The organism is Pseudomonas sp. AN-1, assembly GCF_034057115.1.
GTDB lineage: Bacteria > Pseudomonadota > Gammaproteobacteria > Pseudomonadales > Pseudomonadaceae > Geopseudomonas.
This window is the reverse complement of the sequence record NZ_CP139195.1, coordinates 1,487,178-1,501,164: the sequence shown is the minus strand read 5'-3', so window position 1 is coordinate 1,501,164 and position 13,987 is coordinate 1,487,178. Positions and strand designations below refer to the sequence as shown.

Genomic DNA, 13,987 nt, shown 5'->3' with positions numbered 1-13,987 from the left:
AGATGTCCAGGCGCTGAAACAGCTCATCTAGCACTGTCTCGCCAGCGCTGAACCGATTCCTGCTCTTGTCCCCACATGCCGCCAGCACCATGGCGGCATGACTACTCGAACCTCCCACTCGCCCCTGCGCACCCCACGCGACCATGCCGCGGCCATCCTGGCCGAGCCTTCGCGCGAGCGGCGCAACCAGCTGTTGGCCGCCTGCCCCGAGCACTGGCGCGAGCTGGTGCGCGAGCACGTGGCGAGCGCCTTCGCGCGAGTCCAGCAGTACCGCCAGCACAAGGCTGAGCGCGTAGCGGCGGCCAAGCAGCCGCCCAAGCCCGCACCGCGGCGCGAAGACACCACCTTCCGTATTTCCGACCACAAGAAGTCCGCCCCGGAGGTAGGCCATGCCCATCTGGCCGAACTGCGCGCCCGGCTCAACCCAACCCCGCAAGGACGCCCCCATGTCTGAACCCGCCAGCACGGCCGCCGCCGGTGGCGCACTGATCAAGTACTTCGGCCTGCACGTCAGCGCCGGCGCCCTGGCTGCGGCGCTGGGCTTCCTGGTGCTGTGGCCGCGCTCGATGAAGGAAGGCTTCGCCCGGCTGTTCTGCACCATCGTCGCCAGCTCGGTGTTCGGCCCGATGCTGGTGGTACAGATGCACTCCAGCCGGCCAGAACTGTTCGCCTCGGCCGACCATGTGGCCACCTTGTACGGCCTGGAGCCGGCGCTGGGGCTGCTGTTCGTCGCCACGCCGCTGCTGGTGATCGCCGGGCTGCCGGCCTGGTGGCTGATCGGCGCGGCACTGCGCCTGTTCGAGCGCGATAGCGATTCCTGGCTGGGCATGTTCGCCCAGTGGCTCAAACGCAAACTGGAGGCGTGAGATGGCCAAGCAACCCCGCGGTATCCGCAACAACAACCCCGGCAATATCGACTACAACGCGCGCAACAATTGGCGCGGCCAGCTGCCGCACGACCCGGCCGTCGAGCCGCGTTTCGCCCGCTTCGATACGGCGCAGAGCGGCATCCGCGCCTTGGCCAAGCTGCTGCTCAACTACCGCAAGCTGCACGGCCTGCGCACCGTCGAGGCGCTGATCGCCCGCTGGGCGCCCTCCAACGAGAACGACACCAAGCAGTACGCCCGCGCGGTGGCCGCCCAACTGGGCGTGCACATAGCCCAGCCGCTGCACCTGGACGAGCCGACCCTGGCCGGCCTGGTGGCGGCGATCATCTACCACGAGAACGGGCAGCAGCCGTACCCGCCCGCGCTGATCGGCGCGGCGGTGCGCGAGGTGCTGGCGTGACCCTGCGTGCCTGGCTGGCAGTCGCCCTGGCGCTGTTGCTGGCGCTGGCCTCTGCCTGGTGGGCTGGCCAGCAGGCGGGTTTTGCCGCCGGCAAGGCTGCCAGCGCCGAGTCTGCGTCCGACCAGTATCGCAAGCTGCTCGAGCAGTCCGGCGAGCAGATCAAGGCCTCCCAGCAGGCCAGCACAGCGCTGTTCCAGCGCCTGGACCAACGCGCCCGGGTTGACTGGGCGACCACGCAGGAGCTTCACGATGCCCTGGCCAAGACCGCTCTTAGCCGTGCCGATTGCCGCTTTCCTGCTGACGTCATGCAGCAGCTTGCCGCCGCCCGCGAGCGAGCCGCGGCCGCCATTGCCGGCGGCCTTGGCTCAACCTTGCCAGCCGCCGGTGGCGCCCGCTGACGACAGCATGGACGCCAGTGCTCTGGCCCTCAAACAGCTCTACGACCAATACGGCCAATGCGCCGGTCTGCACTGGGAAACGGTGCAGCACTATCAGAAGGACTGACCCCATGCCCGACCGCAAACCCGAATTCGAGCTGCTGCAACGCATCGACCAGCGCCTGGAGCGCATCGAAGACCGCTTCCCCGAGATGGAGCGCAAGGCGATGACCTACGGCGCCGCCGCCGGGGCGCTGGCCGGCACCCTGAGCGGGGCGATTGTCTCCGCCGGGCTGCTGGCGGCGCGTATCAAGCTCGGCGTGTAAGGACAGGCCATGGCCCACCCCAAGGAAACCCGCGACGGCCTGCGCCGCGCCTACGTGTTCGAACGCCAGAGCCTGGAGGTGGCGGCGGCGATGTTCGGCGTCTCCTACGGCACCGCGCGGCGCTGGAAGCAGGCCGCCCTGGAGGCCGGCGACGACTGGGACAAGGCCCAGTCCGCCCAGCTGCTGGCCGGCGGCGGCATCGAGAACGTGGCGCGCCAGGTGCTGGCGGGGCTGGTCACCCAGTTCCAGGCAACCATGGAGGCGGTGCAGAGCGATGCCGAGATCGGCCCGGCGGCCAAGGTGCAGATGCTCGCCAGCCTGGCCGATGCCTACAACAAGACGGTATCCGCCTCCAAGCGCGTGCTGCCGGAAACCAGCGCCCTGGCCACGGCCATGCAGGTGCTGCAGCAGCTCGCCGCCTTCATCCGCGAGCGTTACCCCCAGCACGCCCCGGCCTTCGCCGAGGTGCTGGAGCCGTTTGGGGATTTGATTGCGCGGGAGTTGGGGTGATGACGCTGGCTGAACACCTGCGTGCCGAGATGCAGAAGCGCGGCGCCGCGTATGCATGGTTTGGCGATCCGGACTTGTGCATAGGTGCCTACTTGAGGTCAGGCGGCCGAGTAGAGCATCCGCTCAACAAGGTCAAAGCCGTGCTTGATGCTGCACGCCGCTCGCCGCTGTTCACCCAGGACGGCTACATCCGCTGCTGCGACTGCACTGGGCGCAGGGAGATCCTGCGCCCAGTGTTCAAGCTGAAAACTGAATAAGGGAGCTGGGCTGATGCCTCTGATTCAACTCGATAGAAGCACTGGGCTGGCGGTCAATGTGGCGGAAATCAGCCATATGATGTTCACCCAGTCGAATGGCGATAACTACCTGGTCATTACCCTGTGCTCCGGCAAAGAGCTGCGGGTGCAGCACTGGCCGTATAACGGTACCAACATCTGGGAGCTGCATCGGCAGATCCTTGCGCTATCCGCCCAGGCGGAGGCCATGGAGTGAAAGCCAAGTCCTTCCTCGCCGACATCGCCCAGCTGGCGGGCGAGTTTCGCCGCCAGATCGAGGCGGCGGTGGACGGTTTCGACCCCGATCCCTCGGCCAGCCGCACCCGCCGCAAGCGTTCCTGGAGCGATTACGAGTACTTCGCCCGCACCTACTTCCCGCACTATGTGAAGAACGGCAACGCGCTGCTGCACGACTACCTCTACAAGCGCCTGCCCGAGCTGGTGGACAGCCCGGACGGCCAGCACGAGGCCATCGCCGCGCCGCGCGGCAACGCCAAGTCGACCCTGGTCAGCCAGATCTTCCTGATCTGGTGCGTGGCCACCGGGCGCAAGCGTTACCCGCTGATCATCATGGACGCCTTCGAGCAGGCGGCGACCATGCTCGAGGCGATCAAGGCCGAGCTGGAGTTCAACCCGCGCCTGGCCATGGACTTCCCCGAGGCGGCCGGCAAGGGCCGGGTCTGGCAGGTCGGCACCATCGTCACCGCCAACGACGCCAAGGTGCAGGTGTTCGGCTCCGGCAAGCGCATGCGCGGCCTGCGCCACGGCCCGCACCGCCCCGACCTGGTGATCGGCGACGACCTGGAGAACGACGAGAACGTGCGCAGCCCCGAGCAGCGCGACAAGCTGGAGAACTGGCTGAAGAAGACCGTGCTGAGCCTCGGCGCCGCCGACGACAGCATGGACGTGATCGTCATCGGCACCATCCTGCACTACGACTCGGTGCTCTCCCGCCTGCTCAAGAACCCGCTGTGGAAGCGGCGCAAGTTCAAGGCCATCCTCGAATGGCCCAGCCGCATGGACCTGTGGGAGAAGTGGGAGGAGATCCTGCTGGCCGACGGGGAGGATGCCGCGCGGGCCTTCTTCGACGAGCGCGCCAGGGCGATGGAGGAGGGTGCAGTGATCTGCTGGCCGGACGGCCAGCCGCTCTACAAGCTGATGCTCAAGCGCGCCCGCGACGGCCGCGCGGCCTTCGACTCCGAGCAGCAGAACGATCCGGTGCAGGGCGACAACGCTCCCTTCGCCGCCTGCATCACCTTCTGGGTCAACCGCCTGCGCGAGTGGCTGTTCTTCGGCGCCTGCGACCCGTCGCTGGGCAAGCAGGGCGCGAGCCGCGACCCCAGCGCCATCCTGGTCGGCGGCTTCAACCGCGAGACGGGCATCCTCGACGTGGTCGAGGCGAGCATCCGCAAGCGCCTGCCCGACCGGATCATCGAAGACGTCATCGCCTACCACAAGGCCTACCGCTGCCTGGTGTGGGGCATCGAGGCGGTGCAGTTCCAGGAGTTCCTGCGCACCGAGCTGGTCAAGCGCTCGGCCAAGGCCGGCTGTCCGGTGCCGGCCCGCGCGGTGACCCCGCACGCCGATAAGCTGCTGCGCATCGAGAGCCTGCAGCCGCACATGGCCAACGGGCTGATCCGCCTGCACCCCAGCCAGACCACCCTCGAGCAGCAGCTGCGCCACTTCCCGGCAGCCGACCACGACGACGGCCCGGACGCCCTGCACATGCTGTGGATGCTGGCCACCACCGGCTTCGGCCCCATGGAGTTCGCCAGCGCGCCGCGCCGGCACCAGGGCCGCGGCGATTCATCCGACGACATTGATCTGGGCCGCTACGGCGGCGCCTGGTAGGAGCGCGACATATGGCACAACTGCTCGACATCCACGGCAACCCGCTGCGCCGCGAGACCCTGCGCGAGCCGCAGACCGCCCGCCTGGCCGGGCTGCACCGGGAATTCGCCGAGCACCCGGCGCGCGGCCTGACCCCGGCCCGCCTGGCGGCCATCCTGCAGGACGCCGAGCAGGGCAACCTGCAGTGCCAGGCCGAGCTGTTCGCCGACATGGAGGAGCGCGACGCCCACCTCTATGCCGAAGTCAGCAAGCGCAAGCGCGCAGTGCTCGGCCTCGACTGGCGCATCGAGCCGCCGCGCAACCCGACGCCCAGTGAGACGGCCGACGCCGACTACCTGGAGGAGCTGCTACAGGACCTGGACGGCTGGGAGGAGCTGCTGCTCGACCTGCTGGACGGCATCGGCCACGGCTACAGCGCGGTGGAGATGGAGTGGCAGCTGTACGGCCGCGAGTGGCTGCCCAAGCGCTTCCACCACCGCCCGCAGGGCTGGTTCCAGCTCGACCGGGACAACCAGGACGCGCTGCGCCTGCGCGACAGCAGCGGCCTGGGCGTCGAGCTGCAGCCGTTCGGCTGGCTGCTGCACCGGCCGCGGGCGCGCTCGGGCTACGTGGCGCGCGGCGGCCTGCACCGGGTGCTGGCCTGGCCGTACCTGTTCAAGCACTACGCCACCCGCGACCTGGCCGAGCTGCTGGAGATCTACGGCCTGCCGATCCGCCTGGGCAAGTACCCGAGCGGCACCGGCGCCGCCGAGAAGGCCACCCTGCTGCGCGCGGTCACCGAGCTGGGCCATTCGGCCGCCGGGATCATCCCCGAGTCGATGGCCATCGAGTTCGTCAAGGCCGCCGAGGGCAGCTCCGATCCGTTCCTGGCGATGATGAGCCAGTGCGACGCGAGCATCTCCAAAGCGGTGCTGGGCGGCACCCTGACCAGCCAGACCAGCGACTCCGGCGGCGGCGCCTACGCCCTGGGCAAGGTGCACAACGAGGTGCGCCACGACATCCTCGCCGCCGACGCCCGCCAGCTGGCCGGCACGTTAAGCCGCGACCTGCTGTGGCCGCTTTTAACGCTCAACCGCCCCGGCGACGCCGATGCCCGCCGCGCGCCGCGGCTGGTGTTCGACCTGCGCGAGCCGGCCGACCTGACCGCCATGGCGCAGGCGCTGCCCGCCCTGGTGAAGATCGGCGTGCAGGTGCCGGCCAGCTGGGCGCAGGACAAGCTGGGCATTCCGCTGCCGGCCGCCGGCGAGCGGGTACTGGGTGGTGGCGCCGCGCCGGCCGTGCTCGGCGCCCGCCTGCCGGTGCGGCGGGCGGCGCTGGCCTCCATCGTCGCCCCGGCCTACGCCGACCAGCAGGCGCTGGACCAGGTGCTGGGCGAGATCCCCGCCGCGCAGCTGCAGCAGCACAGTGACGACCTGCTGGCGCCGCTGCTCGAGGCCCTGGCCAGCGGCGCCGACGAGGGCGAGCTGCTTGGCCTGCTGGCCGAGGCGCTGCCGGACATGGACGACAGCGGCCTGACCGAGGCCCTGCACCGCCTGCTGTTCGCCGCCGATGCCTTCGGCCGCCTGCATGCTGCCGCCGAGCGGGGCGAGTGATGGCCGGCCCGACTGCGGCGGATCTGCGCGCCATCCTCAACCTGGAGCCGGAAGCGGCCATCGCCTACCTGGAGCGCAAGGGTTTCCGCATCACCTGGGACTGGCACGCGGTGGACGCGGCCACCCATGCCCGCGCCTTCACAGTGGCGAAGATGACCCGCCTGGATCTGCTCCAGGACGTGCGCAACGCCCTGGCCGACAACCTGGCCAAGGGCCAGACCCTGCGCGAGTTCCAGCGCGCCCTGCGGCCGACGCTGGAGGCCAAGGGCTGGTGGGGCAAGCAGATCGTGGTCAACCCGGCCGGCGAGGCCCAGCCGGTGCGGCTCGGCAGCCCGCGGCGGCTGGCCACCATCTACCAGACCAACCTGCAGAGCGCCTACATGGGCGGGCGCTATGCCGAGGCCTTGAAGGCCAGCGCCACGCACCCGTACTGGATGTACGTGGCGGTGATGGACAACGTGACCCGCCCCAGCCATGCCGCCCTGCACGGCAAGGCGTACCGCTTCGACGATCCGATCTGGCAGCACATCCTGCCGCCCAACGGCTACAACTGCCGCTGCCGCTTCGTCGCCCTCAGCGAGGCGGAGGTCAAGCGCCGCGGGCTGAAGGTCGAGTCCAGCACGGGCAAGACCGGCAGCGTGACCGTGGAGACCGGGGTGGACGCCCGCACCGGCGAGATCCGCAGCGAGACCGTCACCACCCTGGAGACCACCAACCGCGCCGGCAAGCCGGTGCTGTTCCGCCCGGACGCCGGCTTCGACGGCAGCCCGGTGCAGAGCCACCTGATGGACGAGCTGCTGCTGGCCAAGGCCGGCCGCGCCCTGGGCGATACGGCGGCGCTGGCCGAGGTGAGGCAGGTGCTGCTCGATCCGGTGCGGCTCAGGGGCTGGGAGGCGTTCGTGGACACGGCGCTGGCCGAGGCGCCGCAGGGCCAGACCATGGCCTTCGGCGTGCTCGCCGGCGAGGACATCGCCCATGCCCAGGCTCGTGGCGCCCGTCTGGCCTCGGGCGTGGTCAGCCTGGACGACCGGCAACTGGCCGCCGCCCGAGCCAGCCGTCAGGGTGCCGCTGCGCTGTCCCGGGCCGAGCTGCAGGCGCTGCCCCGGCTGTTCGCCGATGCCGAGCAGGTGCTCTGGGAGCGCGGCAGCGAGTCGCTGGTGTACCTGCTGGCCGCCGATGACGACCCCGAGAGCCGCCTGCTGGTGCGCCTGCGCGGCGAGGTCTACGGCGCCGGGCAGATGGAGAACGTGGCGCGGGTCAGCCGCGGCACCCTGGCCAGCATCCGCGACGGACTGGCCACCGGCATCTACAAGAGGGTTCGCTGATGGCCAACCGTATCGAAATCCAGCTCGACGACAGCCAGGTGCGTCAGCGCCTGGATCAACTGATGGGCGCCCTGGCCGACAGCCGGCCGCTGATGGCCGGCATCGCCGCCGAGCTGGCGGCACAGACCGAACTGGCGTTCCAGGATCAGGGCCCGGGTTGGGCGAAGCTCAAGCCGGCCACCATCCGTGCCCGCGAGAAGGCCGGCAAATGGCCCGGCCAGATCCTGCAGGTGAGCAACGCCCTGGCGCGCTCGATCATCACCCGCTCGGGGCCAGACTTCGCCCAGATCGGCAGCAACGTGCCCTATGCCGCCATCCACCAGTTCGGCGGCACCATCGACCGCGCGCCCTACGGCGGCAAGCTACGCCTGCGCACCGACCGCAAGGGCAACCTGATACGCCGGGGCAAGAACGGCAAGCTGGCCACCTTCGCCAAGGAGAAGGGCGCCAAGGCCCACAAGAACTACGTGGAGCGCCAGTACGAGGTGCAGGCCTACCAGATCCACATCCCGGCCCGCCCGTTCCTGCCGGTGACCCGCGACGGCCGCCTGACGCCCAATGCTCTGGAGGCGGTCATGGAGGTGCTGCAGCGGGCGCTTTCGGGGTGAAATCGGCAAACGCTCTGGGAGGCGCTACAAGGCGCGTTCGTGGTCTGGGTGCCACCCTTGCCCGTCCGGGCGCGTTGCGACGTTTTTAACGGGGGGTTAACGGGGTTTGCGTGGGCTATAACTAGCCATCAAGGCATTCAATTGGACTGATCCCGCTGTTTTTCGCATTATGCGCGCCGGTTTCAATGGCTAGAGACGGTAGGGATACCAGGATGATCGACGACATGGGTCAACACTTCCGCTTCCACCTTGTATACGACGGGCCGGCGCTCGAGGAGCATCGCATGGATGTTCGTGCGCTGGCGCCTGCGCTGTTGGCCATGGGCGATCTGGTCGAGCGCGCCAACCTGTTGCTGAATGGCGAGCAGGTCAAGGTTTCCGTAGACGTGCACGCCTCGTTCAAGTCGGGCTCCTTCGGTATCGACATGGAGCTGGCGCAGAGCCTGTGGCAGAAGGTGCTCGACCTGGCCAGCAGCAATCCAACGACCAGCATCGCGACCATCTGCGGGCTGTTGGGATTTTCTGCGAAGGAGGCGTTCACCGGAGTTATCCAGGTGATCCGTTGGCTACGCGGTCGCGGCGTGACTCGTATCGAGCCGCTGGAAAATGGCGTGGTGCGCCTGTTCGTCAACGACGAGCACCTGGACACCGAGGAGCGGGTGCTCAAGCTGGTGCAGGACTACAAGCTGCGCAAGGCTCTGGAAGGCGTCATTGCCGAACCCCTGGAGCGCGAGGGCATCACCTCGGTCGCCACGGTGGAGGACCATCAGGTTGCGATGCACATCGAGCGCCTGGAGTCCGGTTATTTCAGGGCTCCTGCTCCCCAGGACGAGACCCTGAGCGAAGATACCTACGTTGCCAACCTGCAGGTGCTCAACGTGGCCTTCCAGGACGGCAACAAATGGCGTTTCACCGAGGGTGGCGGAAACATCTTCCACGCCATGGTTCTCGACGAGGACTTCCTCAAGCGGGTGCGTCTCAACGAGGAGCAGTTCGCCAAGGACGACATCATCCGGGCCAGCGTCCGGCGTATCCAGCGCATCACCAAGGAAGGCCTCCGGGCGGACTACGAGGTGATCAAGGTTCTTGAGCATCGCAGCGCCACGCCGAAAGTCCAGCTCAGGATGAACTTCGGCCCGGACGCCGAATAATCCGCTGAATCCCCTCGCGTAACCCGTCCCACATGCCGCCAGCACCATGGCGGCATGAAAAGAAAACCTCTCTCCATCGCCATCGCCGCCTGTTCCTTCGGTCTACCCCGGATCGAAGGCGACAGCCTCTGGCTGCAGGTCACCCCCGCCGGGGCGTTCGCGCCCAGTGACGGGCGGGCCATGGACGTGCCGGCCTGGCGCCTCGATGCCGCCAGCGCCTCGGCACTGATCCAGCGCTTCCAGGCCCGGCAGACCCCGCCGGTGCTCGATTACGAGCACCAGACCCTGCACAAGGAAGCCAACGGCCAGCCAGCTCCGGCTGCCGGTTGGTTCCGCGAGCTGGAGTGGCGCGACGGCCAGGGCCTGTATGCCCGCGTCGAGCTGACCGCCCGCGCTCGCGAGCTGGTCCAGGCCGGCGAGTACGCCTTCTTTTCCCCCGTCTTCAGCTACGCCCCCGACGGCACCGTGCTGGCGCTGCACATGGGCGCGCTCACCAACAACCCGGCCATCGACGGCATGGAGCCCCTGGCTCGACGTGCCGCCGCGACCTTTGGCCTGCACTCCCCACGCGAGGAAGCCCCCGTGACCGAAGAAGAACTGAAAGCCCTGCGCAAGGCTCTGGGCCTGGCCGACGACGCCCCGGTGGCCGAGGTGTTGGCCGCCGCCGAGGCGCTCAAGCCCAAGACCCCCGAGGAGAAGGCCAAGGACGAGGAGGCCAAGGCCGCCGTAGCCGCGCTGTCGGCCCTGCGCACCACCCTCGGCCTGCCGGCCACCGCCAGCGGCGAGACCATCGCCGCCGCGACCGCCGCGCTGAAGGCCGGCGCCAAGCCCGACCCGGCGCAGTACGTGCCGGTGTCGGCGGTGACCGAGCTGCAGAGCCAGGTGGCCGCGCTCTCCGCGCGCATCAACGGCGGCGAGGTGGACGGCCTGATCAAGGGCGCCATGGCCGATGGCCGCCTGCTGCCGGCGCTGGAGCCCTGGGCGCGCGACCTGGGCAGCAAGGACCTGGGCCAGCTCAAGGCCTACCTGGACAAGGCGCCGAAGATCGCCGCGCTGTCCGGGATGCAGGGCCAGCCTCCGGTCGACGACAGGACCGGCCTGAGCGCCGAACAACTGGCCGTGTGCAGCGCCATGGGCGTCGCACCCGCCGACTTTCTCGCCGTCCTGAAGGCGTAAGGAGCCCCCATGACCGCCCTGACCCGTGACCGCAACACCCCGCTGAAGGATGCCGAGGTCATCGCCGTGCTGGCTGCGGCCAGCGCCGTGATCCATGCCGGCGCCATCGTGGTGGCCAATGCCGGCGGCTATGCCGCACCCGGCAGCACCGCCACCGGCCTGACCTACATCGGCCGCGCCGAGGAGTCGGTGGACAACACCGGCGGCGCCAATGGCGCGGTCGCCGTGCTGGTGCGCCGTCGCAATGCCTTCAAGTGGGCCAACGACGGCAGCATCACCCAGGCTCACCTGATGAAGACCGCCTACATCGTCGACGACCAGACCCTGGCTGCCACCGACGGTACCGGCACCCGCTCGGCCGCCGGCCGCATCGTCGGCATCGACACCGACGGCGTCTGGATCGAATAACAGGAGACTTCCCCATGCTGGTGAACAAGCAAACCCTCTCGGCGATTTTCATCTCGCTGAAAACCGTCTTCAACAAGGCCTTCGGCGCGGCGCCGTCCACCTGGCAGAAGATCGCCATGCGGGTGCCCAGCACCTCTGGGCAGAACGACTACGCCTGGCTGTCCAACTTCCCGAAGATGCGTCGCTGGATCGGCGCCAAGCAGGTCAAGAGCCTCGAAGCCTACAAGTACTCGGTGGTCAACGAGGACTGGGAGGCCACCGTCGAGGTCGAACGCAACGACATCGAGGACGACGCGCTGGGCATCTACGAGCCCCAGGCGCAGATGGCCGGCTTCTCCGCTGCGCAGTTGCCGGACGAGATCGTCTACGAGGCGGTGAACAAGGCCTTCGCCACGCTCTGCTACGACGGCCAGTACTTCTTCGACACCGATCACCCGGTGGGCAACGCCTCGGTCAGCAACAAGACCACCGCGGTGCTCTCCAACGCCACCCTGGCCGCCGCCAAGGCCGGCTACGGCGCGGCGCGCACCGCCATGAAGCAGTTCAAGGACGAGGAAGGCCGCTCGCTGAACATCCTGCCCAACGTGCTGCTGGTCGGCCCGGCCCTGGAAGACACCGCGCGGATGCTGCTGACCAACGACAAGCTGGCCGACGACACCCCCAACCCCTACAAGGGCACCGCCGAGCTGGTGGTGGATGCGCGCATCGAGTCCGACACCGCCTGGTTCCTGCTGGACACCAGCAAGCCGGTCAAGCCCTTCGTCTACCAGGAGCGCAAGGCGCCGGTGTTCGTCGAGCAGACCAACCCGCAGGCCGAGGACGTGTTCAACCTCAAGAAATACAAGTTCGGCGCCGAGGCCCGCGCCGCCGGGGGCTACGGCTTCTGGCAGATGGCCTTCGGCTCGACCGGCACCGGCCTGTAAGGAGGTAGACCATGACTGACACCACCAAGCCCAAGGCGAACAAGGCGGCCCCCGCGGCCGCCGACAGCGCCGAGCCGAAGCTGCTGGACGGCATCTTCGTGCGCAGCCTGCCACCGCGCTTTCGCCGCGCCGGCTTCGAGTTCACCCGTGAAGGGTATGGCCTGCTGCTGGCCGACCTGAGCGAGGAGCAGCTCAAGGCCATCGAGGGCGAGCCGCTGCTCAGCGTGGAGCGTATCGAGGTCCCGGCGACCGCCGCGGACGATGCGCTGCTCGCCGAGCTGGTCGAGTCCCAGGCGGAGTAACGGCCCATGACCTACTGCACCCTGGCCGAGCTGGTCGAGATCTACGGTGAGGCGGACATCCGCAACCTGTCGGACCGCGCCAACAAACCCGCTCAGGCCATCGACGAGCAGGTGGTGGGGCGGGCCATGGCGGACGCCGCGGCGGAGATCGATCTGCACCTGGAGGCGCGCTACCGGCTGCCGCTGGCCAGCGTGCCGCGGGTGCTCACCCGCATCGCCTGTCAGCTGAGCTACGCCGGCCTGCATACCCGGGTGGATGCCGAGCACCCGGCGCAGCTGGCCGCCGAGCGGGCGCGCAAGCTGCTGGCGGGGATCGCCGCCGGCAAGCTCAGCCTGGGCCTGGACAGCGCCGGCGCCCCGGCGCCGCTGGCCGACACGGTGCAGATCGCCACCGGGCGCAACGACTTCGGCGGTACCTGGTGATGGCCGAGCCCTTCGATTACCTGTTCCTGGAGCCGCTGCTGGTCGAGCGGGTACGGGCAGAGGTGCCCGGGCTGGCGCTGGTCGGCGGTGTGCCGGATCTGGCCGCGGTGGCCGACCGGCAGCAGGCCAGCCCAGCGGTGTACCTGATCTACCTGGGCGACGAGCTGGCCGCAGGACCGCAAGCCCAGGGCGGACAGGGCCGGGTGCAGACCGTGAAACAGCTGTGGGCGGCGGTGCTGGCGCTGTACTGCGCCGACGCCAGCGGCGAAGGGGAGGGCGCCCGCCGCGAGGCCGGGCCGCTGCTCGGCCAACTGCTGCAGGCCCTCACCGGCTGGACGCCCCGCGCCGATGTGGAGCCGCTGACGCGCCGGCAGGGGTCGGCCGAGGTGGCCTACGCCGACGGCTACTTCTACTACCCGCTGGTTTTTCAGGCCAGCTTCGTCTTCCCGAGGATGCGCACATGGCAACCCCAACCGTGAAAGTCACCCTGAGCAAGCCCCATACCCACGCCGGCAAGCGCTACGAGAAAGGCGCCGAGATCGAGGTGCCGCGCGTCGACGCCGAGTTCCTGCTGCGGGTCAAGGCCATCGACAAGCTCCCTGCTGCCGGCAAGGCCGAAGGCAGCCAGCCCCCGGCGACCGTCGTCGCCCACGTTTAACGGAGACCGACCATGGCTCAACAGGAAACCTACTACTACGGCCAGGGCAAGGTGAAGCTGGCCGTCATCGCCGCCGACGGCAGCCTCGGCCCGTGGCGCTGGCTGATGGACGTGTCGGCACTGAGCGCCGCCATCCAGGAGGAGAGCGTCAGCCACCGCGAGTCCTACTCGGGCAAGAAGGCCAAGGTGCGCGAGTTCGGCATCTCGGCGGATATGACCCTGAGCGCGACCCTGCGCAGCCTGGATACCGAGAACCTGGCGCTGTTCACCCAGGGCACCGCCACCAGCACCGCGGCCGGCACTGTGACTGGCGAAGTGCTGCCGAGCGGGCTGGTTGCCGGCGATGTGGTCAACCTGGCGCAGATCAACGTCAGCGACCTGGTGATCACCGACAGCGCCGCCAGTCCGGCGACCCTGGCAGCCGAGCACTACAGCCTGGAAGCGCTGTACGGCAGCGTCGAGATCCTCAGCCTGCCGACTGCGCCGGCGCCGACCCAGCCGCTGAAGGCGGCCTACAGCCACGGCGCGAGCAAGCAAGTGACCTTCCTCACCGCCGCCAAGCGCCCCAACGTGGCCCTGCGCTACGAGGGTGTGAACCTGGCCGAGGGTGGCGCCCCAGTGGTGATGGAGCTGTACAAGCTGGCTCCCGGCCTGCTCCAGGAGCTAGCGATGATCACCGAGGGTACCGAGGTGGCCGGCCTGCCGGTGACCTTCGCCGCCCTGCTGGATACCAGCAAGCCCGCCAACGGCCCGCTGGGTCAGTTCGGCCGCATCGTCCAGGCCGTGTAAGGAGGC

At 68.9% G+C, this 13,987-nt stretch carries 21 protein-coding genes; all 21 read left to right on the top strand.

Going from position 1 to position 13,987, the window contains the following annotated elements:
- Positions 1 to 97 precede the first annotated feature (97 nt).
- The 21 genes from SK095_RS06895 to SK095_RS06795 all read left to right on the top strand — a co-directional run bounded on the left by SK095_RS06895 (position 98) and on the right by SK095_RS06795 (position 13,981).
- Positions 98 to 454, top strand: coding sequence for a hypothetical protein (locus SK095_RS06895; RefSeq protein ID WP_320548383.1), 357 nt, complete (start codon positions 98 to 100; stop codon positions 452 to 454).
- Entirely contained in the window at positions 447 to 866 is a 420-nt protein-coding gene (locus SK095_RS06890) for a hypothetical protein (protein ID WP_320548382.1), read from the top strand. Before SK095_RS06895 ends, SK095_RS06890 begins: the two co-directional genes overlap by 8 nt.
- Before the next feature lies 1 nt (position 867).
- The gene (locus tag SK095_RS06885) at positions 868 to 1,287 is read left to right on the top strand and encodes a structural protein (protein ID WP_320548381.1); all 420 of its coding nucleotides are present in this window, start codon (positions 868 to 870) and stop codon (positions 1,285 to 1,287) included.
- On the top strand, positions 1,284 to 1,685 hold the full coding sequence (locus tag SK095_RS06880) for a hypothetical protein (RefSeq protein WP_320548380.1): 402 nt from the start codon (positions 1,284 to 1,286) through the stop codon (positions 1,683 to 1,685). The genes SK095_RS06885 and SK095_RS06880 overlap by 4 nt, the downstream gene beginning before the upstream one ends.
- Positions 1,686 to 1,795: 110 nt before the next feature.
- Positions 1,796 to 1,990, top strand: coding sequence for a hypothetical protein (locus tag SK095_RS06875; protein ID WP_320548379.1), 195 nt, complete (start codon positions 1,796 to 1,798; stop codon positions 1,988 to 1,990).
- Positions 1,991 to 1,999: 9 nt separating this feature from the next.
- The gene (locus tag SK095_RS06870; RefSeq protein WP_320548378.1) at positions 2,000 to 2,500 is read left to right on the top strand and encodes a DUF1804 family protein; all 501 of its coding nucleotides are present in this window, start codon (positions 2,000 to 2,002) and stop codon (positions 2,498 to 2,500) included.
- Entirely contained in the window at positions 2,500 to 2,757 is a 258-nt protein-coding gene (locus tag SK095_RS06865; protein ID WP_320548377.1) for a hypothetical protein, read from the top strand. Before SK095_RS06870 ends, SK095_RS06865 begins: the two co-directional genes overlap by 1 nt.
- A 13-nt stretch (positions 2,758 to 2,770) precedes the next feature.
- Positions 2,771 to 2,992: a hypothetical protein gene (locus SK095_RS06860; protein WP_320548376.1), complete on the top strand. Its 222-nt coding sequence runs from the start codon at positions 2,771 to 2,773 to the stop codon at positions 2,990 to 2,992.
- The gene (gene terL, locus SK095_RS06855) at positions 2,989 to 4,626 is read left to right on the top strand and encodes a phage terminase large subunit (RefSeq protein WP_320548375.1); all 1,638 of its coding nucleotides are present in this window, start codon (positions 2,989 to 2,991) and stop codon (positions 4,624 to 4,626) included. The genes SK095_RS06860 and terL overlap by 4 nt, the downstream gene beginning before the upstream one ends.
- A gap of 11 nt (positions 4,627 to 4,637) precedes the next feature.
- Positions 4,638 to 6,218 carry a DUF935 domain-containing protein gene (locus SK095_RS06850; RefSeq protein WP_320548374.1) on the top strand — a complete coding sequence of 527 codons (1,581 nt, stop codon included), beginning with the start codon at positions 4,638 to 4,640 and terminating at the stop codon, positions 6,216 to 6,218.
- A complete protein-coding gene (locus tag SK095_RS06845) occupies positions 6,218 to 7,543 on the top strand; it encodes a phage minor head protein (protein WP_320548373.1) in 1,326 nt (441 codons plus the stop codon). Before SK095_RS06850 ends, SK095_RS06845 begins: the two co-directional genes overlap by 1 nt.
- Entirely contained in the window at positions 7,543 to 8,151 is a 609-nt protein-coding gene (locus SK095_RS06840; protein WP_320548372.1) for a phage virion morphogenesis protein, read from the top strand. Before SK095_RS06845 ends, SK095_RS06840 begins: the two co-directional genes overlap by 1 nt.
- A 284-nt stretch (positions 8,152 to 8,435) precedes the next feature.
- Complete coding sequence (locus SK095_RS06835; RefSeq protein WP_320548371.1) at positions 8,436 to 9,302, top strand: hypothetical protein; 867 nt, start codon at positions 8,436 to 8,438, stop codon at positions 9,300 to 9,302.
- A 54-nt stretch (positions 9,303 to 9,356) separates the two neighbouring features.
- Entirely contained in the window at positions 9,357 to 10,478 is a 1,122-nt protein-coding gene (locus SK095_RS06830; protein ID WP_320548370.1) for a phage protease, read from the top strand.
- A gap of 9 nt (positions 10,479 to 10,487) precedes the next feature.
- A complete protein-coding gene (locus tag SK095_RS06825) occupies positions 10,488 to 10,886 on the top strand; it encodes a hypothetical protein (protein ID WP_320548369.1) in 399 nt (132 codons plus the stop codon).
- Between the two features lie 14 nt (positions 10,887 to 10,900).
- Positions 10,901 to 11,809 (top strand): Mu-like prophage major head subunit gpT family protein, encoded by a 909-nt coding sequence (locus SK095_RS06820; RefSeq protein WP_320548368.1) that lies wholly within the window; start codon positions 10,901 to 10,903, stop codon positions 11,807 to 11,809.
- A gap of 11 nt (positions 11,810 to 11,820) precedes the next feature.
- Entirely contained in the window at positions 11,821 to 12,111 is a 291-nt protein-coding gene (locus SK095_RS06815) for an HI1506-related protein (RefSeq protein ID WP_320548367.1), read from the top strand.
- Between the two features lie 6 nt (positions 12,112 to 12,117).
- Positions 12,118 to 12,534, top strand: coding sequence for a DUF1320 domain-containing protein (locus SK095_RS06810; RefSeq protein WP_320548366.1), 417 nt, complete (start codon positions 12,118 to 12,120; stop codon positions 12,532 to 12,534).
- Positions 12,534 to 13,013, top strand: a complete 480-nt coding sequence (locus SK095_RS06805) for a hypothetical protein (RefSeq protein WP_320548365.1) — start codon at positions 12,534 to 12,536, stop codon at positions 13,011 to 13,013. The genes SK095_RS06810 and SK095_RS06805 overlap by 1 nt, the downstream gene beginning before the upstream one ends.
- Entirely contained in the window at positions 12,995 to 13,192 is a 198-nt protein-coding gene (locus SK095_RS06800) for a hypothetical protein (RefSeq protein ID WP_320548364.1), read from the top strand. The genes SK095_RS06805 and SK095_RS06800 overlap by 19 nt, the downstream gene beginning before the upstream one ends.
- Positions 13,193 to 13,204: 12 nt before the next feature.
- Positions 13,205 to 13,981 (top strand): hypothetical protein, encoded by a 777-nt coding sequence (locus SK095_RS06795; RefSeq protein ID WP_320548363.1) that lies wholly within the window; start codon positions 13,205 to 13,207, stop codon positions 13,979 to 13,981.
- Positions 13,982 to 13,987: the final 6 nt, after the last annotated feature.